The sequence below is a fragment of the Marivirga tractuosa genome, from assembly GCF_042140215.1.
GTDB lineage: Bacteria > Bacteroidota > Bacteroidia > Cytophagales > Cyclobacteriaceae > Marivirga > Marivirga tractuosa_A.
The window spans coordinates 1451872-1472328 of the sequence record NZ_CP159478.1 but is presented as its reverse complement, the minus strand read 5'-3'; the positions used below and the strand labels follow the sequence as shown (position 1 = coordinate 1472328).

15 protein-coding genes are annotated in these 20457 nt (G+C 39.3%); all 15 read left to right on the top strand.

Going from position 1 to position 20457, the window contains the following annotated elements; all coding sequences use genetic code 11:
• Positions 1-274: 274 nt before the first annotated feature.
• The 15 genes from ABWH96_RS06785 to ABWH96_RS06715 all read left to right on the top strand — a co-directional run bounded on the left by ABWH96_RS06785 (position 275) and on the right by ABWH96_RS06715 (position 20395).
• Positions 275-673, top strand: a complete 399-nt coding sequence (locus ABWH96_RS06785) for a transposase (RefSeq protein ID WP_375577609.1) — start codon at positions 275-277, stop codon at positions 671-673.
• Positions 670-1617 carry an IS3 family transposase gene (locus ABWH96_RS06780; protein ID WP_375577610.1) on the top strand — a complete coding sequence of 316 codons (948 nt, stop codon included), beginning with the start codon at positions 670-672 and terminating at the stop codon, positions 1615-1617. The genes ABWH96_RS06785 and ABWH96_RS06780 overlap by 4 nt, the downstream gene beginning before the upstream one ends.
• 196 nt (positions 1618-1813) lie before the next feature.
• Complete coding sequence (locus ABWH96_RS06775; protein WP_375580715.1) at positions 1814-2644, top strand: ATP-binding cassette domain-containing protein; 831 nt, start codon at positions 1814-1816, stop codon at positions 2642-2644.
• The gene (locus ABWH96_RS06770; RefSeq protein ID WP_375580714.1) at positions 2634-3428 is read left to right on the top strand and encodes a hypothetical protein; all 795 of its coding nucleotides are present in this window, start codon (positions 2634-2636) and stop codon (positions 3426-3428) included. The genes ABWH96_RS06775 and ABWH96_RS06770 overlap by 11 nt, the downstream gene beginning before the upstream one ends.
• 1 nt (position 3429) lies before the next feature.
• Positions 3430-3786: a GntR family transcriptional regulator gene (locus tag ABWH96_RS06765; protein WP_375580713.1), complete on the top strand. Its 357-nt coding sequence runs from the start codon at positions 3430-3432 to the stop codon at positions 3784-3786.
• Positions 3787-3791: 5 nt separating this feature from the next.
• Positions 3792-4490 (top strand): hypothetical protein, encoded by a 699-nt coding sequence (locus ABWH96_RS06760; protein ID WP_375580712.1) that lies wholly within the window; start codon positions 3792-3794, stop codon positions 4488-4490.
• 109 nt (positions 4491-4599) lie between these two features.
• Complete coding sequence (locus tag ABWH96_RS06755) at positions 4600-5490, top strand: ABC transporter ATP-binding protein (RefSeq protein WP_375580711.1); 891 nt, start codon at positions 4600-4602, stop codon at positions 5488-5490.
• Positions 5487-7274 carry a hypothetical protein gene (locus ABWH96_RS06750; RefSeq protein ID WP_375580710.1) on the top strand — a complete coding sequence of 596 codons (1788 nt, stop codon included), beginning with the start codon at positions 5487-5489 and terminating at the stop codon, positions 7272-7274. The genes ABWH96_RS06755 and ABWH96_RS06750 overlap by 4 nt, the downstream gene beginning before the upstream one ends.
• A 37-nt stretch (positions 7275-7311) precedes the next feature.
• On the top strand, positions 7312-8817 hold the full coding sequence (locus tag ABWH96_RS06745) for a hypothetical protein (protein WP_375580709.1): 1506 nt from the start codon (positions 7312-7314) through the stop codon (positions 8815-8817).
• A gap of 4 nt (positions 8818-8821) precedes the next feature.
• Positions 8822-10324, top strand: a complete 1503-nt coding sequence (locus ABWH96_RS06740; protein ID WP_375580708.1) for a TolC family protein — start codon at positions 8822-8824, stop codon at positions 10322-10324.
• A 111-nt stretch (positions 10325-10435) separates the two neighbouring features.
• Positions 10436-11494 carry an efflux RND transporter periplasmic adaptor subunit gene (locus ABWH96_RS06735; protein ID WP_375580707.1) on the top strand — a complete coding sequence of 353 codons (1059 nt, stop codon included), beginning with the start codon at positions 10436-10438 and terminating at the stop codon, positions 11492-11494.
• A 52-nt stretch (positions 11495-11546) separates the two neighbouring features.
• Positions 11547-13004, top strand: coding sequence for an efflux RND transporter permease subunit (locus ABWH96_RS06730; RefSeq protein ID WP_375580706.1), 1458 nt, complete (start codon positions 11547-11549; stop codon positions 13002-13004).
• Between the two features lie 37 nt (positions 13005-13041).
• The gene (locus tag ABWH96_RS06725) at positions 13042-14718 is read left to right on the top strand and encodes an efflux RND transporter permease subunit (RefSeq protein ID WP_375580705.1); all 1677 of its coding nucleotides are present in this window, start codon (positions 13042-13044) and stop codon (positions 14716-14718) included.
• The gene (locus ABWH96_RS06720; protein WP_375580704.1) at positions 14711-19411 is read left to right on the top strand and encodes an efflux RND transporter permease subunit; all 4701 of its coding nucleotides are present in this window, start codon (positions 14711-14713) and stop codon (positions 19409-19411) included. The genes ABWH96_RS06725 and ABWH96_RS06720 overlap by 8 nt, the downstream gene beginning before the upstream one ends.
• 282 nt (positions 19412-19693) lie before the next feature.
• A complete protein-coding gene (locus ABWH96_RS06715; protein ID WP_013453214.1) occupies positions 19694-20395 on the top strand; it encodes a hypothetical protein in 702 nt (233 codons plus the stop codon).
• The last annotated feature ends 62 nt before the right edge of the window (positions 20396-20457 follow it).

Below are 20457 nucleotides of genomic sequence, written 5' to 3'. Positions count from 1 at the left end.
CTAAAAGTAATATTGACATTACTAAATCTAAAAATATCACTCTTGAATACCACTCTAATGTCCAGATTATCCAAAATATTGAACATAATGCAGAAACCTGTCCAAAAACTAGACAACATTCACTACTACGTCTAGTTTTTGGCAAATATTGAACATAGTAATATCCCAAAACAACAATTCCTCATTAGTCTCTAGCCCAACATCCTACATCCATCACCCTACGTCCCTCTGTCATTCTCTGAAATAAGTTGACCGTTTTTAATCGAATAAAGTTATGATAAAAACGGGAAAACGTATCAAAGCCAGGAAGAGATTTTCTGAGGAATTCAAGCGTAAAATCGTAGGTGATTTTGAAAAAGGCATTATGAGTGTCTGTCAAATGGAGAGACATTATAATATATCAAATGTCACTATTTACAAATGGATTTATAAATTTTCTTCTTATAATGAGAGAAATGTCAGGATAGTTGAGATGAAAGACAGTCAATTCAATAAGGTCAAGGAGCTTGAAGAAAAAGTTAAAGAGCTGGAGCAGGCAGTAGGTCAAAAGCAGATAAATATTGACTATTTAGAGAAGATGATAGAGTTGGCGAAAGAGCAATATGATATCGATATCAAAAAAAACTTCAATACCCCACACTCTGGTGGTTCCAAAAGAACAGGGAAAGAATGAGCTATAGCCTAAACAAACTTTACAGGGCAGTTGGGACAAGCAAGCAATCAGTCCATCAAGCCAAGCAAAGACAGTTTTCTTTTGATAAAGAACTGGAAGAGTTGGTAAAGTTGGCGGATCAAATCAAGAAGGTTCATCCGGGTTGTGGGGTTGAAAAGATGTACTATACGCTTAAACCTAAGTTTATGGGCAGGGATAAATTTTGCGAGATATTTATTTCACTGGGTTATGGAGTAAATCCTGAGAGAAACCACCGTAGAACTACGATAAGAGGTGTTATAAGCTATCCTAATTTAATAGAAGGCATGCAGATAACAAGGCCCTATCAAGTGCTTCAGAGCGATATAACCTATTTTTATCTCCATGAAAGGTTTTACTACTTGATATTTATCGTAGATGTCTATACCAGAATAATATTAGGTTACAGGGTCAGTGACCATATGAGAAAAGAGGCAAACTTAAAGGCACTGCAAATGGTATTGAAATCAACGGGTGCTGATTTAAGAGATAGCATACACCATTCGGACAGAGGGGCTCAATACAGCAGCTTAACCTACACCGGTGAGCTGAGAAAAAACGGCATGCACATTAGCATGGGTGAATATGCCACCGATAATGCCTATGCTGAAAGGGTCAACGGAACAATTAAAAATGAATACTTGAAAAAATGGGAAATAAGGAGTTTTAACGATTTAAAAAGGAAAACAAAAAATGCTGTTGATCATTATAATCAATCTAGGAAACACAGAGCATTTAAAATGGAACATTCTCCTAATGAATTTAAAGAGAATTTATTAACTTTAAATGCCCAAGATAGACCGAAGGTGATTATTTACACCGAGGGAAGGAAAAACTTCCAAGGGGCATCGAGCCCCTTAGAAGTTTGCCCAAGAAAAGAACCTCAGGCTCATAATTGCCCGTGGGATTATAAAATGAATGTTTAACCAAAACGGTCAATGCTATTTAGGGATCGACACTCATCCATCATCCAACTTCCTTCTTCCCACTTCTCACTTCCTACTTCCTACTTCCATCTTCCAACTCCCATCTCCAAACTTTTCTCCCCTTTCCCTTGCAAATCCCAAATCAATCTTTTACTATTGCACTGTATTAGTTAAGTAGTACACTAAATCAGTAATAATGATTGTAATAAAAAATCTAACTTTTAATTACGCCAAAAAGCAGCAACCGCTCTTCAATGAGCTGGACTGCGAGTTGCAAACGGGCAGCATAGTCGGCCTTCTGGGTAAAAACGGAGCAGGTAAAACCACCTTGCTTAAGCTCATGATCGGCTTGTTATTTCCTGACAAGGGTGATATTTCTATTTTAGGTCATGAACCTGCCAAAAGACAGCCTTCCCTTTTGCAGGATGTCTTTTTTGTTTCAGAGGAGTTTCATCTCCCTTCTATTTCCATCAATAACTATGTTAAGGCCAATTCAGGTTTCTATCCGCGATTTGATAAGGAATTGCTGCTTCGCTTGATCAAGGATTTTGAATTACCAGAAACCAAAAGCTTGCAAAAGCTTTCCTATGGTCAAAAAAAGAAGTTCTTGATTTCTTTCGCATTGGCTACTAAATGCCATTTGCTAGTGCTTGATGAGCCTACGAATGGATTGGATATTCCTTCAAAATCTATTTTCCGAAAAGTATTGGCGGGTTCTTTGGATGAAGATCAGTTGGTCATCATTTCTACCCATCAGGTGAAAGATGTAGAAAACTTGATCGATAAGGTATTAATGCTGGATAATGGCAAATTCATTATGCAGAAAGACCTTTATGAAATTGGCTCACAGCTGAATTTCTCCACGGTTTCATCCGCTGAAGGCGAGCATATCTTGTATAGCGAAATGGTACCTGGCGGCTTCCGTGTCATCACCCAGCAGGAAAATGGAACTTCCAATGTTGATATAGAACTATTGTTTAACGCCATAGCCAATGGCCATGAAAACCTGAAAAAATATGTCCAATAATATATTCAATTTCAAAAGATTTATAATGTTGGCCAAACAGCATTATATCCAAAACCAGAAGCTATTGTTCTTTGCGTCCATCGCTTATGTAGGGGTTATATTCCTACTGCTAACTATTGTGCAAATGGGCAACGACCGTCAACCACATGACCTGGAAATGTTTAGAGGGTTTATAATCGGTTTCGTGGCCGTATTTGGTATTCTCTATACCGGTTATTCTTTCCCTGCCTTTAGAAGCAAGGAAAGCACGATCAATTATCTGATGCTGCCAAGCTCGGTACTGGAAAAGTTTCTATTTGAATTCATCACCAGATTAAGCATAGTGGCAATACTGCTCCCGGGGCTATTTTGGCTTACGTTCCACTTTCAGGGCTATTTCTTCAATCTGTTCACTCCTGAAAAATTTGAAAGCATTGGTTTCGGAATGGCGACAGATTTGGAATTTCCCGATCAGATTCAAGAGTTTCAAGCCTGGTTTATGACCATGATTATAGCATTGGTGATGTTAGGCTTTGTTTTGCCTTTTACGGGCGGGGCCATGTTCAGCAAACAGCCATTGGTCAAAACACTTTTTGCAGTAGCTATAATTGTCATTTTTTATGCGGCCTGTCTCTATATCATAGTGGAACCTTTTGGGGTAGGAAAATACCAGCCTAATGAAAGCATGTGGTTGATACCTAATAGTGAAAAGGGCGCAATGCAATTTTTCGGCACTTTAGCCATCATCGGTAATCTGGTGATCCTATTTGTAGCCTACAGAAAATTAAAAGAAAGGGAGGTATAACATGGAATTTCAAAACGGCAAAAGCATATTTCTGCAGATAGCGGACAGCATTACCGACAAGGTGGTGAGTGGCGAATTTCCTGCAGGCAAGAAAATACCCTCAGTGCGAGAGTTAGCAGCGGAAATGGGGGTAAACCCAAATACTATCATGAGAACTTACAGTGAACTACAAGCTATGGATATTATAGAAAATCAAAGAGGAATTGGCTATTTCGTCAATGAAAATGCACCCAAAATCATTCTGGAGGGCAAAAGAGAAGAATTCTTTAATCAAGTATTGCCTGAATTCTTGAAGCAAGCGCAGCTACTAGGTATTAGCGCCACTGAATTGAAAAAACATATTGAAAAAATAAACTGATCGTTATGAAACTAAGCAATAAAATATTGATCGGCCTCTTTGCTTTCTTATTCCTTTATATGATTGTGGCCTTTACTGAAATGCGATTGAAAGGGGATTTAAACCGCTTAGATGATAGCAACAGCATTTCAGAAACTGTTGACATTACTTCAGTGCAGTACCTAAAACTTGAGGATATTGGCCATCAAATTACGCTTCACGGATCCGATAAACCCAGAATAGAAGTAAAAAGTATTTCGGGAGATGTACTTCAATATTTGAAATATAATTTAGAGGGTGATACACTAAGTATAAAATCCATGGATTTGGAGAAAAAACAAGCCTTACACATATCGATTTATGTGTCAAAATCGAGTTTTAAAGGCTTAACAGCAAATAACCCTTTCCTATACATATCTGACTTGCAACAGGAAACTCTGGACATTCATCAAAATGACGGATGGATTAGGGTGACTACAAGCAATGAAATAGCTACGCTTAACCTCAATATCAAGAATTCTGCTCATTTCAATTTACAAGATGTAGAGCTTGACACGCTAAATGCTACCATGAATGCAGCCGAAGTACTGACGAATGAACCAATCAAAATTGTGAAAGGATCTATGACCAATGACTCTTATTTACACTTAATTGGCACAAGTGAAATTCAAATCAAAAAAGATGAAACTAGCAGGTTGTCAAGCGGTAGATTAATTGTGAATTAAAAGAATAAATCAGTAGGCGCTGCAACATAAAAGCAGTTGCAGCTTCTTACTTATATCCACTAAGAAAGAAATACAGGCAAAGATCTAAAGCTATCAACTTTAAAGCCCAATGAATATACAAATCACAGGACTCACGAAGACCTATCCTAATGGTTATACTGCTATAAAAGATGTAAATCTGGAAATCGGTAGTGGAATGTTCGGTTTGCTAGGCCCTAATGGCGCAGGTAAATCCAGCTTTATGCGCATTTTGGTAACCGCACAGCAAGCTACATCCGGCAGCATCTTAATGGATGGGATGGACATCAATGAGCACCGACAAAAAATCCGTACCCGCATAGGATATCTTCCTCAGGATTTTACCTTTTTCTCAAAGCTTAAGACCTGGGAGTTCCTTGATTATGCTGCCCAATTATCCACCTCGCTCAAAAAGAAGGAGCGAATCATCAAAGTAGATCAACTGTTGGACCAGGTTGGCCTTCTGGATGTGCGTGAAAGATTGGCCAACAAACTTTCCGGAGGAATGAAACGCAGGCTGGGAATTGCCCAGGCACTAATTGGTGAACCTAAGTTATTGGTAATAGATGAACCCACCACAGGTCTAGATCCAGAAGAACGGATTCGCTTTCGAAACATCTTATCTGATCTAAGTCAAAAAGATGTGACCATTATTCTTTCCACCCATATCGTGGGCGATATCAGCAGTACCTGTCATAATATGGCCATGCTCAATAAAGGAGAAGTGGCCTTTAAAGGTTCACCGGAAGGAATGATAGAAAAAGTGCGAGGGCATGTATGGCAAGTAAGCTTAGATGATGAAGAATTCAACAAAATCAAAACGGAATATTCCGTGGTTTCTACCATTCCTATCGATGGTAAATGGGAAGTGCAATTGATTGCTGAAAATTCACCGCATCCTAAAGCGACTCATGCGAATCCTAACCTGGAGCATGCTTATGTATATTTTATGGAAAACCAACTAGGCGTATCACTGGTATGATTTCAATCAAAAACATATTGACCATCTCCCGATTTGAGGCTAAAGTGCTTTGGAGAAATTGGTTTTTCAGAATTTTAGCCATAGCCGGAATAGGCTTCCTGACTATTTTTAATATTGCGGTCTTTTCCGAGGCAGATGTCCCAAGATGGGCCTTCCTATCCAATAGTTGGATGATGCCTTATGCCAGTTTGGTGTTGATTAGCATACCACAAGCAGCTGCTGTGGTGTTTTTGGCCACTGGCTTGATTAAGAAAGATAAAAAAGTGGATACCAATGAGGTCTTTTTTGTGCGTCCTATTAGCAATTTAGATTATGTTTTAGGGAAAGCACTGGCATTGTTTAAGCTTTTCTTTCTGTTAAACCTGATTTTCGTTTCGATCTCGCTGATCTTCAATATTACCAGCCCCTACACTACCTTCGAGCCACTGGCTTATATTCTGTATCCTTTGCTGACTAGCATGCCCACCATCATGTTTACCACGGGAATATCGTTCCTACTGGTGACCATTTTAAAGAACCAGCCGATTAGCATTGTATTGCTACTAGGACTTGCCGGGGTGCAGTTGATCTACTATTTCGATCAGTTTTCCAATATTCTGGATTTTGTGGCTTTCCGATTGCCGATGTTTACCTCTGATATTGCCGGTTTCCAAGACATGGAATTTGCACTCATGCAACGATCATTTTATTTCATCTTAGGCATCGCTTTTTTATTTATGACTGCCTTTTTGTTGGATCGACTTTCAAGCCATAAAACGACCAAGGTTTTAACTGGAGTAATTGGATTAGCAGTTTTGGCATTTTCTTCCATTATCATGCTAAGATTATGGGATATGCGTCAAGATCCGATAGAATTAAGAGAGCAAATGGTCAGCCTCAACGGACAGTGGGCAGAAGAACCGAACATTAGCATTCTTTCCCATTCCATCGACTTGGAGCTCTCAGAAAATGAAATTATGGGGAATTCGGCAATGCTGGTAAAGAACAATACGCCTGAAACCCTCAATAAAATTTACTTCAGTTTAAATCCGGGTCTAAAACTCGATGATGTGCTAGTGAATGGGCAATCTGTTCCTGCAGCAAAAAATCTGCATATCGTATCAATTGCAAAAGGATTTAGCCTAGCACCAGCGCAGGAAATGAATGTAGAACTGAAGTATAGCGGTACTATTCAGGAATCAGCTGCACATTTGGAAGTGGATGAAGAACGATATGAATCGCCTTTAGAATACTTCATGTTCTCTCTTCAAAAAAAATATGCCTTTTTGCAATCTGACTATGTATTGCTCACCAAGGATGTCATGTGGTATCCTGATACTCAAATTGGATATAGTCCCAAAAATCATAGTACAGATAAAATATCTTTTATTGACTTTCAATTGAGAGTAAAAACGCGCGATGGGCAAATGGCTATTTCTCAAGGTGAGCCACTTATAAACGGCAATATTTATGAATTCCGACCGGAATATCCTCTGCCTCAAATTTCACTGGTAGTAGGCGATTATGTAAAGAAAGACATTATCGTAGATTCCATCGAGTATGCGGTATATCATTATCGAGAGCATGATTTTTTTGAGGATCACCTTGATCAACTACCGGATACTTTGAACTCACTTATTACTGATCTTTCTAATGAATATGAAGATGCACAAAAAATCTCCTATCCTTTCAAAAGGCTACAATTTGTAGAAACTCCTCTTCAGTTTTCAGCCTACACAAAAGTGTACGAAACACATCAGGCTTATTTGCAGCCGGAAACCGTTTTTTGGCCAAAAAGGAGGTGATATCCGGCAGTTAGATCTCAGAATGCAATTACGGGATATGAATAACCAAGCAAAGTCCCAAAATCAGACTTTAACAGATAAACAGAAGCAGGCCAACGTTTTCAATGATTTAATTAAGAGAGTAATCACCAAGCAGATTGGAGCCAACTACACTTTTGATGGATATAACCAAGATGATGCCGACTACTCTATTTTTCCCAATTACTATACCTACAATACTGGTTTTGTCAGTGAAGAATGGGGACTACTCAACCGTAGCATCGCCAATTATTTGATAAATGAAAAGCAGGCCCGTACAGATTTCTCCAGAAACAGAAATGGAATTTCTTTTACGGAAGAATGCAACGATCTAATGAGGGAATCCTCACTGGACGAGATTGTATCAGAGGCAGAATTCAATAAAATTCAGAAGTCTATTGAATTGAAGAGTGAATACCTCTTCTCTTATCTTGGACAATTAGTAGGAGAAGCCAACTTGAAAGGGTTTCTATATGAATGGATCAATGCACATAACCACCAGTTGACCCATTATGAGGATCTCAGAACAGCACTTTTGAATGAATTCAATTTGGATATTGATCCGATTATACAAAAAGTCTATTCTGAGACATCGCAGCCAGCATTTGAGATTTTAGAACTTCAGAAATATGAGATTTTGGATGGCGATAGAAAGCGTTATCAAATATTGACCAAAATTAAAAACAGTGGTGATAATGATGGAGTGATTGAGATAATCTTTGACAATAAAGATAATAGCGATGGCGAATTTTATAGAGGGAAAGTGAATGAGGAAACTGAATCTGAAATTGAAGGACAGCTTTCCTTAATTAAAAAGGGAGAAACCAAGGAGCTAGGCTTCATCTTGGATGAAAAACCGAATAATATCACTATTAACACATTGATATCCAGAAATATACCTTCTAAAATCACCATACCAGTCGGAACTTTAAGCAAGCGTGAAAATGCTACTTTGTTTGTGGGTGAAAGGCTGGCTACAGAAGATAAAGAGTTGGCATTTACAGAAGTCATTGTGGACAATGAAGATGACAATTTCAGTAGCTTTAGTCCAATAAAACCTACCTATTTAAAAGCCTATCTGGACAGTCGAAAAACTACTGAACAAAAATACTATGGGGAATGGGATCGTCCTTATTCCAAATGGTTAGCCACAACGGGTTCTGAGTATTTCGGGACTGTCATACGGTCGGCACACTTCACCCGCTCAGGCAGTGGTGAAAAAGTGGCTAGCTGGACACCTGAAATAAAGGAAGCAGGATTCTATGATATCTATACCTACATGAAAGGAAAAAATCAGAACGCATATAGTGGCAATGATAGCAATGGAAAGCAGTATTTCTATCACTACATCATCAAGCATGCCGATGGCGAAGACAATATCAATTACAATATATCCAATGCGGAACCGGGCTGGAATTACCTGGGATCCTATTATTTCAACGAAGAAGAGGGAAATATTTCATTAACAGATGAATGTGACCTTCGAACAGTTTATGCAGATGCGATTAAATGGGTTAAGCAATAAAGACATGAAAACAATTAAAGAAAACCTAAGAAACAAACCAAAGAGATTCAGCCAATTACTGCTGGTGCTCATCATTGTAGGATGCAGCTTAATGTCTCAAAATCTAATGGGGCAACAGACGCTCACTCTTCAAGAGGCTATTAAAATTGCTCAGCAGAAGAGTCCAAACATCAAGAAATCTAAATTGAACCTCTATGGGAACCAGAGATCTCTGGATGCTCAGCGTGCCTCCTTAAAATCAAGGTTTTCATTGGATGTCACACCTTTCGATTATAATCGAAATCGTAATTTCAATGATCTATTTTCACAATGGAACACCAATGAAGATTATAATTCCTTTGCTAATTTTTCCGTGACTCAACCTATTGTCGCAACTGATGGTAGCATCTCCTTAATCAACCAATTCGGCTATAGAGATAACTATTCTGAATTTCAAGATGTGAGAACAAAAACCTTTAGCAACAACCTCTACCTACAGCTGGAGCAGCCCATTTTCACATACAACAGAACGAAGCTGCAATTGAAGGAGTTGGAACTGAATCTTGAAAATGCACAGATTAGCAATAGTATCCAACTGCTTAGTTTGGAACAGGATGTGACCCAATCTTTTTATAATTTCTATCAGCGCCAAAATAATTTGGAGATTGCCTCTGATGAATATGAGAATCAAAAAATCAGCTATGAAATTACATTGAATAAAGTAGAAGCTGATCTTTTAGCAAAAGAGGAATTGTATCAGGCTGAATTGAACCTTGCTTCTTCCAAATCCACACTGGAGAATAATGAGGTTTTACTCAACAATGCTGCGGATGACTTTAAACTCCTCCTCGGACTCAATTTGGATGAGGATATAGAAGTAGCGGTTGATATCGATTTCATCACAAGAAAGGTGGACTTGGCAAAAGCCATTGAACACGGACTAGAGCATAGGATGGAATTGAGACAACGAGGAATGGCCATCGAAAGATCGCAATTTGAATTAACCCGAACCAAAGCATTAAATGAGTTTAAAGGATCAGTCGCTTTATCACTTGGTGTATTCGGTGATAACGAACAGGCGCCTGAGGTTTATGAACAGCCCAATTTAAACCCACGAGTAGCCATCACTTTCAATATCCCGATTTGGGATTGGGGCGAAAACAGAGCCAGAATGGATGCCGCCAATGCTAATCTGGAAATCAATAAGGTGGACTTACAGGTGGAAGAAAATAATATCATTATCGGCATTAGAAAAATTTATAGAAATCTGCAGAATCTGGAAAACCAAATCTCCATAGCGGAACAAAATGTAAAAAATGCCAAGCTTACTTATGACATTAATCTGGAGCGATACAAAAACGGTGATCTGACCAGTATTGACCTCAACAGATTTCAAAGTCAGCTTTCGGAGAAAAAAGGTGCATTGGCAGATGCCTTGATCAATTATAAGATGGAATTATTAAACCTAAAGGTGCAATCCCTTTACGATTTTGAGAAAAACCAACCCGTAATGATAAAGAATAATTAGTTATAGGTTATAGGTGATAGGTTTTAAGTTATTCTACATAACGAATAGACACTCTACCTACTACCTAATACTTACTACTTAAAACTTACAACACTACTTAAAAAAAACATTATGAAAAAGCTATTAAAAGGGTTCACGCCCCTACTGATAATGATTGTTTTATGGTCATGCAATAAGCAGGAGAACAATATTCAAACAGAAATAAAAATTCCAGTATCAGTAGAAACCATCAAGCCCAGAAGTATTTCCAGGTTTATTGAAACCACCGGGACAGTCTATTCTTCCAAAGAAGGAGAAATGAAGTCTGAAATGAGTGGATTATATCAACTTCAAAGAAATCCAGCTACCGGAAGACCTTTTGCACTGGGAGATATGGTAAAAGCGGGTCAGGTTTTGATAAGAATTGAAAATGAGGAGTTCGTTAACGGCCTGCAAGTAGAAGGGAAAAAGCTCAACCTGGAGTTGGCCGAGAATAATTTGCAAAAGCAAAAATCGCTTTATGACAAAGGAGGTGTGACCCAAACTGAACTGAAAAATGCCTCGATTTCATACGTAAACGCAAAGTACTCTTACGAAAATGCGGAAATTCAATTGGCCAAAATGGCGGTTAGAGTCCCATTTGATGGCGTAATTGTAGAACTGCCTTATCATACCAATGGAATAAAAATCGATCAGGGCACAGCACTTTTCAAGGTGATGGAATACAACAAACTATTGATGGATGTTAAATTGCCAGAGAAACACTTAGCGGAAGTGACGCTAGATCAGTTGGTGCAAATCACTAATTACAATATGGGTAATGACACCATCAAAGGTAAGATAAGCCAGATTTCCCCCATCATTGATCCGGAAACCCGAACATTTCAAAGCGTTTTGCAAATTAACAATGATAAGCACGCTCTTCGTCCGGGCATGTTCATTAAAGCGGCCATACTTTCAGAGCAGCGTGATAGCACCATTGTAATCCCAAAAGAAACCGTGATTTCCAGACAAGATGCTAAAGTGGTATTTATAGTGGAAAATGGTATTGCCACAGAAAAGCAGATCACAACCGGATTAGAAACCATGGATGATATAGAAGTGGTAAGTGGACTCAAGATCAACGATAGATTGGTAGTGAGTGGATTTGAGACCTTGAGAAATAAATCGAAGGTAAGTGTATTACAATAAGCACTGATGAGTAGTCAGTTTCTAATGTTTTCAATATTTAACCCCAAGTGATTTGAAAAAGATAGTTTCATTGGCCGTTTCCTACCCCATTTCCATCCTGATGTTGGTGCTGGCCGTCATTTTATTAGGCACCATTTCATTTGGTAAATTACCAATTGAATTGTTCCCCGATCTAAAGAATCCTACTTTATTTGTGGAACTCAAAGCAGGAATAAAACCTCCATCAGAAATTGAAAAGCAATTTGTAGAATCCATAGAGTCGGTTGCTATCAGGCAAAATGGCGCGGTAGAAGTAAGTTCCATTAGCCAAACAGGTTATGGTCGCGTGACCGTGCAATACGATTGGGGCAAAGACATGGATGAGGCATTCCTGGACCTACAAAAATCGCTTTCTAGCTTTTCTTTAGATGAGGAAATTGAAGAATTTGTCATCTCTCAATTTGATCCTAACGCCACTCCTATTATGATTTTGGGAATCTATAATCCCAATTCTAATGATACTGAGGCACTCAGAAAGGTAGCAGAAAATAACTTCAGAAATGAGATTATCCGCTTGCCGGGCATCGCTGAGGTTCGACTTTCAGGAGAGCAAGAGAAAGAAGTGGTTTTAGAAACAGATCCTAATCTACTTGCATCCTACGGACTCACGGTAAATGATTTAGTAGCCAAAATTGAAAATTATAACCGCAATGTATCGGGTGGTTTTATTGAAGAATTAGGTCGAAAATATGTAATCAAAGGCCTTGGCATTATTGAAGACTCTGAAGATTTAGAGGAATTGGTAGTAGGCTATACTAATCGTGAAAGCACAAGCAGCAATCCTAGCTCCATCAATGTGGATGCTGAAATGGCGCAATCAGCTTCAAATCCTCAGACCTCCACTACTGGTCAGGTTCCAGTATTGTTGCGGGAAGTAGCCACTTTAAAAATCATGGATAAGGAAGCTAACAGCATTGTTAGAGTGAACCAACAAAGAAGTCTTGGGCTTTCCATCTTTAAAGAAACAAAATACAATACAGTCAATGCCGTAAATGAATTAACCGAAGTACTGGACGGACTGAAAAAATCTGTTCCGGGTTATGAGTTTGTGATCATTCAAAATCAAGGGAGGTTTATTCAAGGCGCTATAGATGAAGTAAAAGAATCAGGACTTTATGGAGCACTTTTCGCAGTGATCATCTTATTCGTTTTCTTAAGAAGAATAGGATCTACCCTCATCATTAGTATCGCTATTCCGGTTTCTATTATCGCCACTTTCAATCTGATGTATTTTAATGGCTTGACCTTAAATGTGATGACGCTAGGTGGTCTGGCTTTGGGTGCCGGGATGTTAGTGGATAATGCCATTGTAGTGGTAGAGGCCATTTTTAGAAGACGAGAAGAAGGAATGAGTGTAATCGATGCAGCAGTAAAAGGAACCAGTGATGTGAGTGGTGCCATTACCGCCTCCACATTGACTACCATTGTGGTTTTCTTGCCGATTGTTTATTTGCAAGTGACCATCCGGTGAGTTATTTAAAGATCAAGCATGGACTGTAGCTTTCTCCTTGATTTCATCTCTGGCCGTTGCCATTTTGGTAATCCCAATGCTTTTTTCACAAATTTTCCGCAAGGACAATAGGAAGCAAATGGAAAAGCCGCTAAAGTATAAAGCCTACCGAAATTTCTTAAATAAGGTACTACATTACAGAATTGCTTTTATTGTCTTATCCTTTTTGTTAGTCTTGGGTTCCTATCAATTAATTGGAATTATTGGCAGCGAATACATGCCACAAGCGGGCACCAAAGCGATTGCAGTTGATTTGAAATTAGCCAATGGAACTCCCCTATCAAGAACCTCTTCTACTGTTGACCAAATTGAAGGACAACTATCAATCTTGTTTGAAGAACAGCTAGAGCATGTGTATTCTCATATCGGACCTGAAAAAAGTCAGTCGGGCATTGATAATGAAAATGTATATGACGAGAATAAAGCCACCCTAAAATTAATCTTCAAAGAGGATGTAGAATTGGATATTAATGAGGTCACTTCTGCCCTATCTACATATTTTGAAGGCATTCCAGGTCTTACTGCTAGTTTTAGCAATGATGAAAGCGCACTTAATGCAATCTTAGGTGAGGAGCAGATGCCTTTGGTAGTAGAAGTAAGCGGTGCTGAATTCGAAGCGCTTAGTGCACTATCCGATTCAGTGATGGTGATACTGAACAGCAATGAAGACATCTATGAACCAGTTTCCAATCTAGAAGAAGGCGTACCGCAAATTAAAGTAGATGTCGATAAATACAGAGCAGGCTTATTGAGTTTGTCCATTGAGGATGTTATCACCCAAATCAAAGATCAGCTGGAAGGCAAGAAGGCCGGAACCTTAGAGCGAGGTGGAGAATTACAGGACATCCTTGTAAAAGTCCCTAAAATATCGCTGAGCGGACTTGAAAATATGCGCATTAAAAGCAGCAACAGAGAATTCCCTTTGAGCGAAATTGCCGATATCAGTGTGCAGTATGCTGCCAATTCCATTTACCGAAAAAATCAAAGCCGAATGGTAACCGTGGGTGCCCGAGTCAATCAAGACAAAGCTTACAATCAAATTGTAAAATCGGTTGATGACGCTTTCGCAGAAATGTCAGTGCCTCCACAATACAAAATAAGTGTAGCCGGTCAGGAAGTAAAAAGACAGGAGTCGATGAACAACTTATTGTTTTCGCTGCTTTTATCGGTTTTGTTGGTGTATATGGTTTTGGCTTCTCAGTTTGAGTCCCTTTTACATCCCTTCACCATATTGCTTACGATTCCATTAGCTTGTGTTGGAGCACTCGTTTCCTTTTGGATCCTCGGAATGTCCCTCAATATGATGGCTTTTATTGGCATCATCATGCTAGCCGGAATAGCGGTTAATAATTCAATTATTCTGGTGGATAGCATTAATCGTAACAAAAGGAGTGGCATGGATTTAAGAGATTCCATACTGGATGCTGCGCAAAGGAGATTTAGACCCATCATTATGACGAGTCTTACCACTATCCTTGCATTGCTGCCCTTAACATTTGGTTTTGGTGAAAGCGCAGCCCTACGTGCCCCAATGGCAGTAGCCGTAATCGGTGGATTGGTGTCCTCTACTTTACTAACCCTCATTGTGATTCCATGCTTCTATGAAAGCATAGAAAATCTAATCAGCAAGATTAAAGGAACATCTAGCGCCAAAAAAGAAGCTTCACATGAGTAAGAACGGACTTTTACATACGATCATAAAAAGGAAAGTATTGGTTTCCATGCTCTTCATCGGCTTCACCGTGATGGGCTATATTTCCTACAACAAATTGCCGGTTGAGCTCTTCCCTAATGTGGAACTGCCTGTATTGATTGTGCAGGTAGGCGCTACTTCAGAGGTGGATCCGAAATACATGGAAAGAGAAGCCATTATTCCGCTTGAAAGTGCCATAAGTACTATGGAAGGTATAGAAGAAATCACCGCCAATGCGGACAGTCAGCAAGGCATGATCTTTATCTCTTTCCGGCAAGGCGTGAATATAAAATATGCTTACTTAAAGCTAGAACAAAAGGTCAGTGCCATTAAAGCTGAGCTTGGTTCTGAGTTTATAGTCAATATTGTAAAAATTGATACTGAGCAGTTCACCAATGCTTTTATGGATTTGCAGGTTTTGGGCAGTGGCGGAGTAGATCGAGTAAGAAATGTCACGGATCAGTATATAACCGACCGACTCAATGATATTGACGGAATCGGAGGAGTAGAAGTATTTGGGGGTCGTCAAAAAACCATAGAAATCATCATGAATGATGAAATCTGTGAAGCCAACGGCATTACGCCCAACACCATAAGCAATGTACTTTCTCAAAATTCCAATAAAAGTGCTTTTGCGGGGCAAATAGAACGAAACGGACAGCAGATTTTTGTCAATGTAACAGCCGAATTAAAGGATATCAAAAACATTCAGAATCTGGTGGTTTCAGAAAAAGGTCCGCTCCTGCTTAGCGATGTAGCAGAAGTATTCTTTGGGGTTAAAGAACAGACTTCCCTAAGCCGTATCAATGGGAAAGATGCCGTTTCCATTCGATTATCTAAAGGTACCCAGGCTAATCTTATTGCGCTTTCAGATGCAACTCTAGAAACTATTGATGCCATCAATAAGGATTTGGAATCCATGGAGGTTGAAATGGTGGTGCAAAACAATCAAGCCGAGTTGATGACTAAAAACATTGACCAAATCAAAAATTTGGCAGTCACTGGTGGTCTTCTCGCCATATTTGTTTTGTGGGTCTTTCTCAGAAGATTAAAGTTCATTTTGAGCATTGCTTTAGCCATTCCTATTTCAGTTTATACTGCTTTCAATTTCTTCTATGCCGCGGATATTTCCGTTAACAGCTTAACCCTGATAGGCATGGCACTTGCCATTGGGATGCTATTGGATAATAGTGTGGTGGTTTTGGAAAACATCTACCGCCATGTAGTCAATAAAAAGAAAAAAGAGGATGCAGTGGTAGATGGCACCAAAGAAGTGATGCGATCAGTCGTTGCGGCCACTTTAACCACCGTAACCGTTTTTCTTCCCTTTATATTTTCTTCCAATTTTCTGATCACAAAAATCGGAACGCATATCGGCATTTCCATTATATCAACTCTATTGGTTTCATTGGTCGTGGCACTGGTTTTAATCCCGATGTTAGCGCATGCTGCCATTAATAAAGATGATGAAGAAAAAGCTCCATTGATAAAAAATGCTTCTATCCGCCAGCGACTGATTCAGAAGTATATGGTGATTTTAAAATCATGCTTCAGAAAACCATTACTCACCGTTATTGGAGGATTAGTACTATTCTTCGTCACTATTGGCCTAAGTTTTTTGGTGAGCATGTCAGGACCTTCGGAAGTGAATGATGCTCAAATGAATTTATTTGTCACCATGCCTGAAGGCGCCACACTCCCAACTACTGATATTAAAACCAGAAAATTGGAGGAGAAGGTGATGGAAATTCCGGTGGTGGATAAATTAATCAGTCAGGTTTCGGAAGGTGAAGCGGTGCTTACTGTCATGCTGATTGAAGGATTTAAGGATTTGGATACCGTCTCTGTTGAGGATGTTCAAAACAAATTAAGAAGCATCAGCAGCAGTTTTGAAGATATGGATATCTCTTTGGACGAACCTCCTCGCGCAAGAGGCGGGCAAAGTGGAGTGGGCAGCTCTGCTTCTTCTGATTTTGAACGCATGTTGGGAATTGGTTCTCCGTCAGAACGAATCATCGTCAAAGGTCAGGATTTTGAGCTGATGAAAATTATTGCCAATGATATCAATAATTATGTAACGGGCTTACAATCCATCAAAAGAAGTACCGTCAATATTAGTCCTGAGAGGCCTGAAGCACATATTTTATTTAACCAAAAGCGGATGAGTGACAATAACATCACTCTGCAAAATGTGGCTATTGGATTGAATGATTTTCAACCGTCTTTTGCTTCCGGCTCTAATTTCGTGAGCGGAGGTGAAGAATTCGAGATTACGATTCATACTCAAAATCAGGTTCGGAAAGCCAAAGAAATGAAAGACCTTCGAGAGATGCCCGTTACCAGCACCGCAGGTGTGGCACACTCTCTAGACGATATTGGCTCCGTAATTTACTCTTCGGGAGAAAGCACCATTACCCGATTAAATCAGGAAAAAAGGATTGAAATCACTTATAGCTTTATTGATGAAGTATTAAAATCTGAATCCCTGCTTGAATCTTCCAGAATGGAGGTTGACCAAATTGTACGCAGTGTCAATATTCCTAAAGGCATGGTGGTGGATGTCATCCATGATGAAGGAATGTATGATGAGCTATACTTCTTTATTTTTGCAGCCATCATGATCATTTTCATGATTCTGGCTGCAGTTTTTGAATCGCTATACTTGCCATTAGTGATTATGTTTTCAATTCCACTAGCAGGAATAGGTGCTTTCCTTGGTCTTACTTTCACTGGTAATTCACTGCTTAATGCCAATACTTTAATTGGACTCATGATATTATTGGGAGTGGTGGTCAATAATGGGATTATACTGATTGATTATTCCCGAATTTTGAGAAGAAGAGGTTTTAATAAATATCGAGCCCTGATGATGAGTGGCATTTCTCGGATTAGGCCGATTCTCATCACTTCTATTACCACTTTTGTGGCCATGTTGCCTTTGGCAATGGGAGATGCTGAATATGTGACCAGCATAGGTCAGCCTTTTGCTGTCACCGTAATGGGCGGATTGGCTTTTGCTACCGTGCTTACTTTGATCTATATCCCTACAATGAATGCAGGGCTTGAAAGCGTATTGCACTGGTTTAGAAATCTTAAAACCAGCACGAAGCTGGTGCAAATCGTGCTTTTAATTGGATTTGCAGCCTTAATCTATTTCCAAATAGAAGGTGCGCTATGGCAAATCATTTGGTTCCTGGCAGCAGTGATTTTAATTCCGGGAGGCACCTATTTCATCATGACTTCATTACGACAAGCCAATGCAAAAATGGTAGGCCCTGATGAGGCCATGCATATTGAAATCCAAAGCCTGACCAAAATTTATGGAAGAGATAAGCGATGGATCAGAGAATGGAAAGGCAATAGGCGATTGTTTGAAAAACGTAATGAGGAACCGGTTACCGTCAAGGCAGTATTGCAAAATGCCATATGGCAAGGTGCTTTAATCGCCTTTCTAGTGTATTTTATCTACTTCTTCCTGGACAAAGCTTACTGGCAACTACTGTTTATGATTTCGCTTCATGCCTTATTATTATCTATTTTTAAGGAAGTAGCTCTACTAGCGCAAAAAGGGAAAAGGTTCATACGATTCATTTATTCGTTCTTGTACTGGGGCTTCCCTATCGTAAGTGCAGCCTATCTCTATAGCGATATCCAGACAAAAGGAGTGGGTGTATTCCTAATTATTGTATGGTTTACAGGTTTGTTTTTGGCGCGAATAGCCAGCAAGCTTAAGGAAAAACCTGTCATAATTGATGAGATTAAAGGGCGTTTTGCAAAAATCAGAAGACTGTATTACAAATTACTCTTGGCTATTCCTTTTGTTAAACCAAAGAAATCACAATTCAAAGCCCTTAAAGGAGTTAGCCTGACGATTGAACAAGGCATGTTCGGACTTTTAGGGCCTAATGGAGCGGGTAAAACTACATTGATGCGAATTCTATGCGGAATTATGGATCAGAGTTATGGAAAAATCTGGATCAATGGACATGATACTAATCTGAGAAGAGAAGAGCTTCAGGGATTGATTGGCTATTTACCGCAGGCTTTTGGTACTTATGAGAATATGACGCCTTATGAATTTCTGGACTACCAGGCCATCTTGCGAAAAATTAGCCAAAAGGATGTACGAGAAGAAAGAGTGCAATACGTGCTGAAAGCAGTGCATATGGATGAACACCAGCACAAGAAAATTGGCTCTTTCTCCGGAGGTATGAAACAGCGAATTGGGATTGCTCAAATCTTGCTTCACTTGCCAAAAATATTAGTGGTAGATGAACCTACCGCAGGTCTCGATCCACTAGAAAGGATCCGATTCAGGAATCTATTGGTAGAATTAAGTCGGGAACGTATTGTGGTTTTCTCTACCCATATCATAGAAGATATTGCCAGCAGCTGTAATAATTTGGCGGTACTTATTTCAGGAAATATTGAATATATCGGCAGCCCTACTACCATGGCAGAGTTGGCCAATGATAAAGTATGGGAATTTCATCTTTCTCCTGTAGAATTTGAAAGGGAAAAAGAAAACTATCTGATTGTTCACCACATGCGTGAAGGAGATCAGATTAGGGTAAAATGTCTGGCAGGCGTGCAACCAAGGGAAGATGCCGTTCAAGTTCGTGCTCAGCTGGAGGATGCTTATTTGTGGTTGATGAAGAGTCGCTCCGGCCCCTAGCCCCCAAAGGGGGAATACGCGCAGAAGAGAATTAGTAGGAAAACTGATAATGAAGGATTATAAATTAACAGGACAATTTGGTTTTGGAACGTCATTGCGATAAAGGAGGCTCGCTTACTTTCATTAGTTCGAAGCGTCATTGCGAGTGCAACGAAGCAATCTCGCTTTAAGCAGGCATTAAGATTGCCGCACTGCGTTCGCAATGACGGTACCTGCTGGCATATTGTTTAAACAAAAGTTGTTGTTTTTTAGAATAAATAGAGATTATCAATAATTAAAAAAATGAAAAGCTACTTACTGCTACTATATAAACTAATCACCTACAATGTGAAGGTGATATTCGCAAATAAGTTCGTCTACTTTGTGGTGGCGTCCTTTTTGTTTTTTGCCTTTATCATCACCATTGCCATTTTTGATGATCCTGATTTCAATGAAGCGGTAATCTACGGATTTCTAGTTTTTCCGGGATTGCTACTGATTTTCTACCCGATGGCTTATGGAATTCAGAACGATGATGATTCCAAGATGCTAGAGACCATTTTTGGTATTCCAAATTATCGCTACAAGGTATGGCTAGTCCGTTTTATTCTGGCAGTAGGCGTTGCATTTGTAATCCTGCTGGTCCTAGGCAGCATTGCGAATTTTACACTTTATCGATTTAATTTACTGCCAATGGTGGGGCAAGTGTTATTTCCAATAATCTTCCTGTCCTCATTAGCCTTTATGCTTTCTACTTTGATTAAAAATGGAAACGGAACCGCCATTGTGATTGTCATTGTATCCTTTATATTTTTCGTATTTGCTAAACCACTCGAATACAACGTATATAATGTATTCCTCAATCCATTCTCAGAACCGCGGGAAATGAGTGAGTTCATCTGGCATAGCATCATTTTCAAAAACCGATTGTACTTGATTGTAGCCAGTGCGCTTTGTCTGCTATATGGAATGTTTAATTTGCAGTTTAGAGAGAAGTTTGTTTAAATGAGGTAGATTATTCTTTTGCTTAGAACGGAGCAAAGATTTCTACTGTTAAAAAGCTGATG

Bases quoted from the DNA above. Each gene is read 5' to 3' on its own strand.
- ABWH96_RS06750 (WP_375580710.1), top strand. From the start codon at position 5,487: ATGATTTCAATCAAAAACATATTGACCATCTCCCGATTTGAGGCTAAA.
- ABWH96_RS06720 (WP_375580704.1), top strand. From the start codon at position 14,711: ATGAGTAAGAACGGACTTTTACATACGATCATAAAAAGGAAAGTATTG.
- ABWH96_RS06765 (WP_375580713.1), top strand. From the start codon at position 3,430: ATGGAATTTCAAAACGGCAAAAGCATATTTCTGCAGATAGCGGACAGC.
- ABWH96_RS06770 (WP_375580714.1), top strand. From the start codon at position 2,634: ATGTCCAATAATATATTCAATTTCAAAAGATTTATAATGTTGGCCAAA.
- ABWH96_RS06715 (WP_013453214.1), top strand. From the start codon at position 19,694: ATGAAAAGCTACTTACTGCTACTATATAAACTAATCACCTACAATGTG.
- ABWH96_RS06775 (WP_375580715.1), top strand. From the start codon at position 1,814: ATGATTGTAATAAAAAATCTAACTTTTAATTACGCCAAAAAGCAGCAA.
- ABWH96_RS06760 (WP_375580712.1), top strand. From the start codon at position 3,792: ATGAAACTAAGCAATAAAATATTGATCGGCCTCTTTGCTTTCTTATTC.
- ABWH96_RS06785 (WP_375577609.1), top strand. From the start codon at position 275: ATGATAAAAACGGGAAAACGTATCAAAGCCAGGAAGAGATTTTCTGAG.
- ABWH96_RS06755 (WP_375580711.1), top strand. From the start codon at position 4,600: ATGAATATACAAATCACAGGACTCACGAAGACCTATCCTAATGGTTAT.
- ABWH96_RS06735 (WP_375580707.1), top strand. From the start codon at position 10,436: ATGAAAAAGCTATTAAAAGGGTTCACGCCCCTACTGATAATGATTGTT.
- ABWH96_RS06740 (WP_375580708.1), top strand. From the start codon at position 8,822: ATGAAAACAATTAAAGAAAACCTAAGAAACAAACCAAAGAGATTCAGC.
- ABWH96_RS06745 (WP_375580709.1), top strand. From the start codon at position 7,312: ATGAATAACCAAGCAAAGTCCCAAAATCAGACTTTAACAGATAAACAG.
- ABWH96_RS06780 (WP_375577610.1), top strand. From the start codon at position 670: ATGAGCTATAGCCTAAACAAACTTTACAGGGCAGTTGGGACAAGCAAG.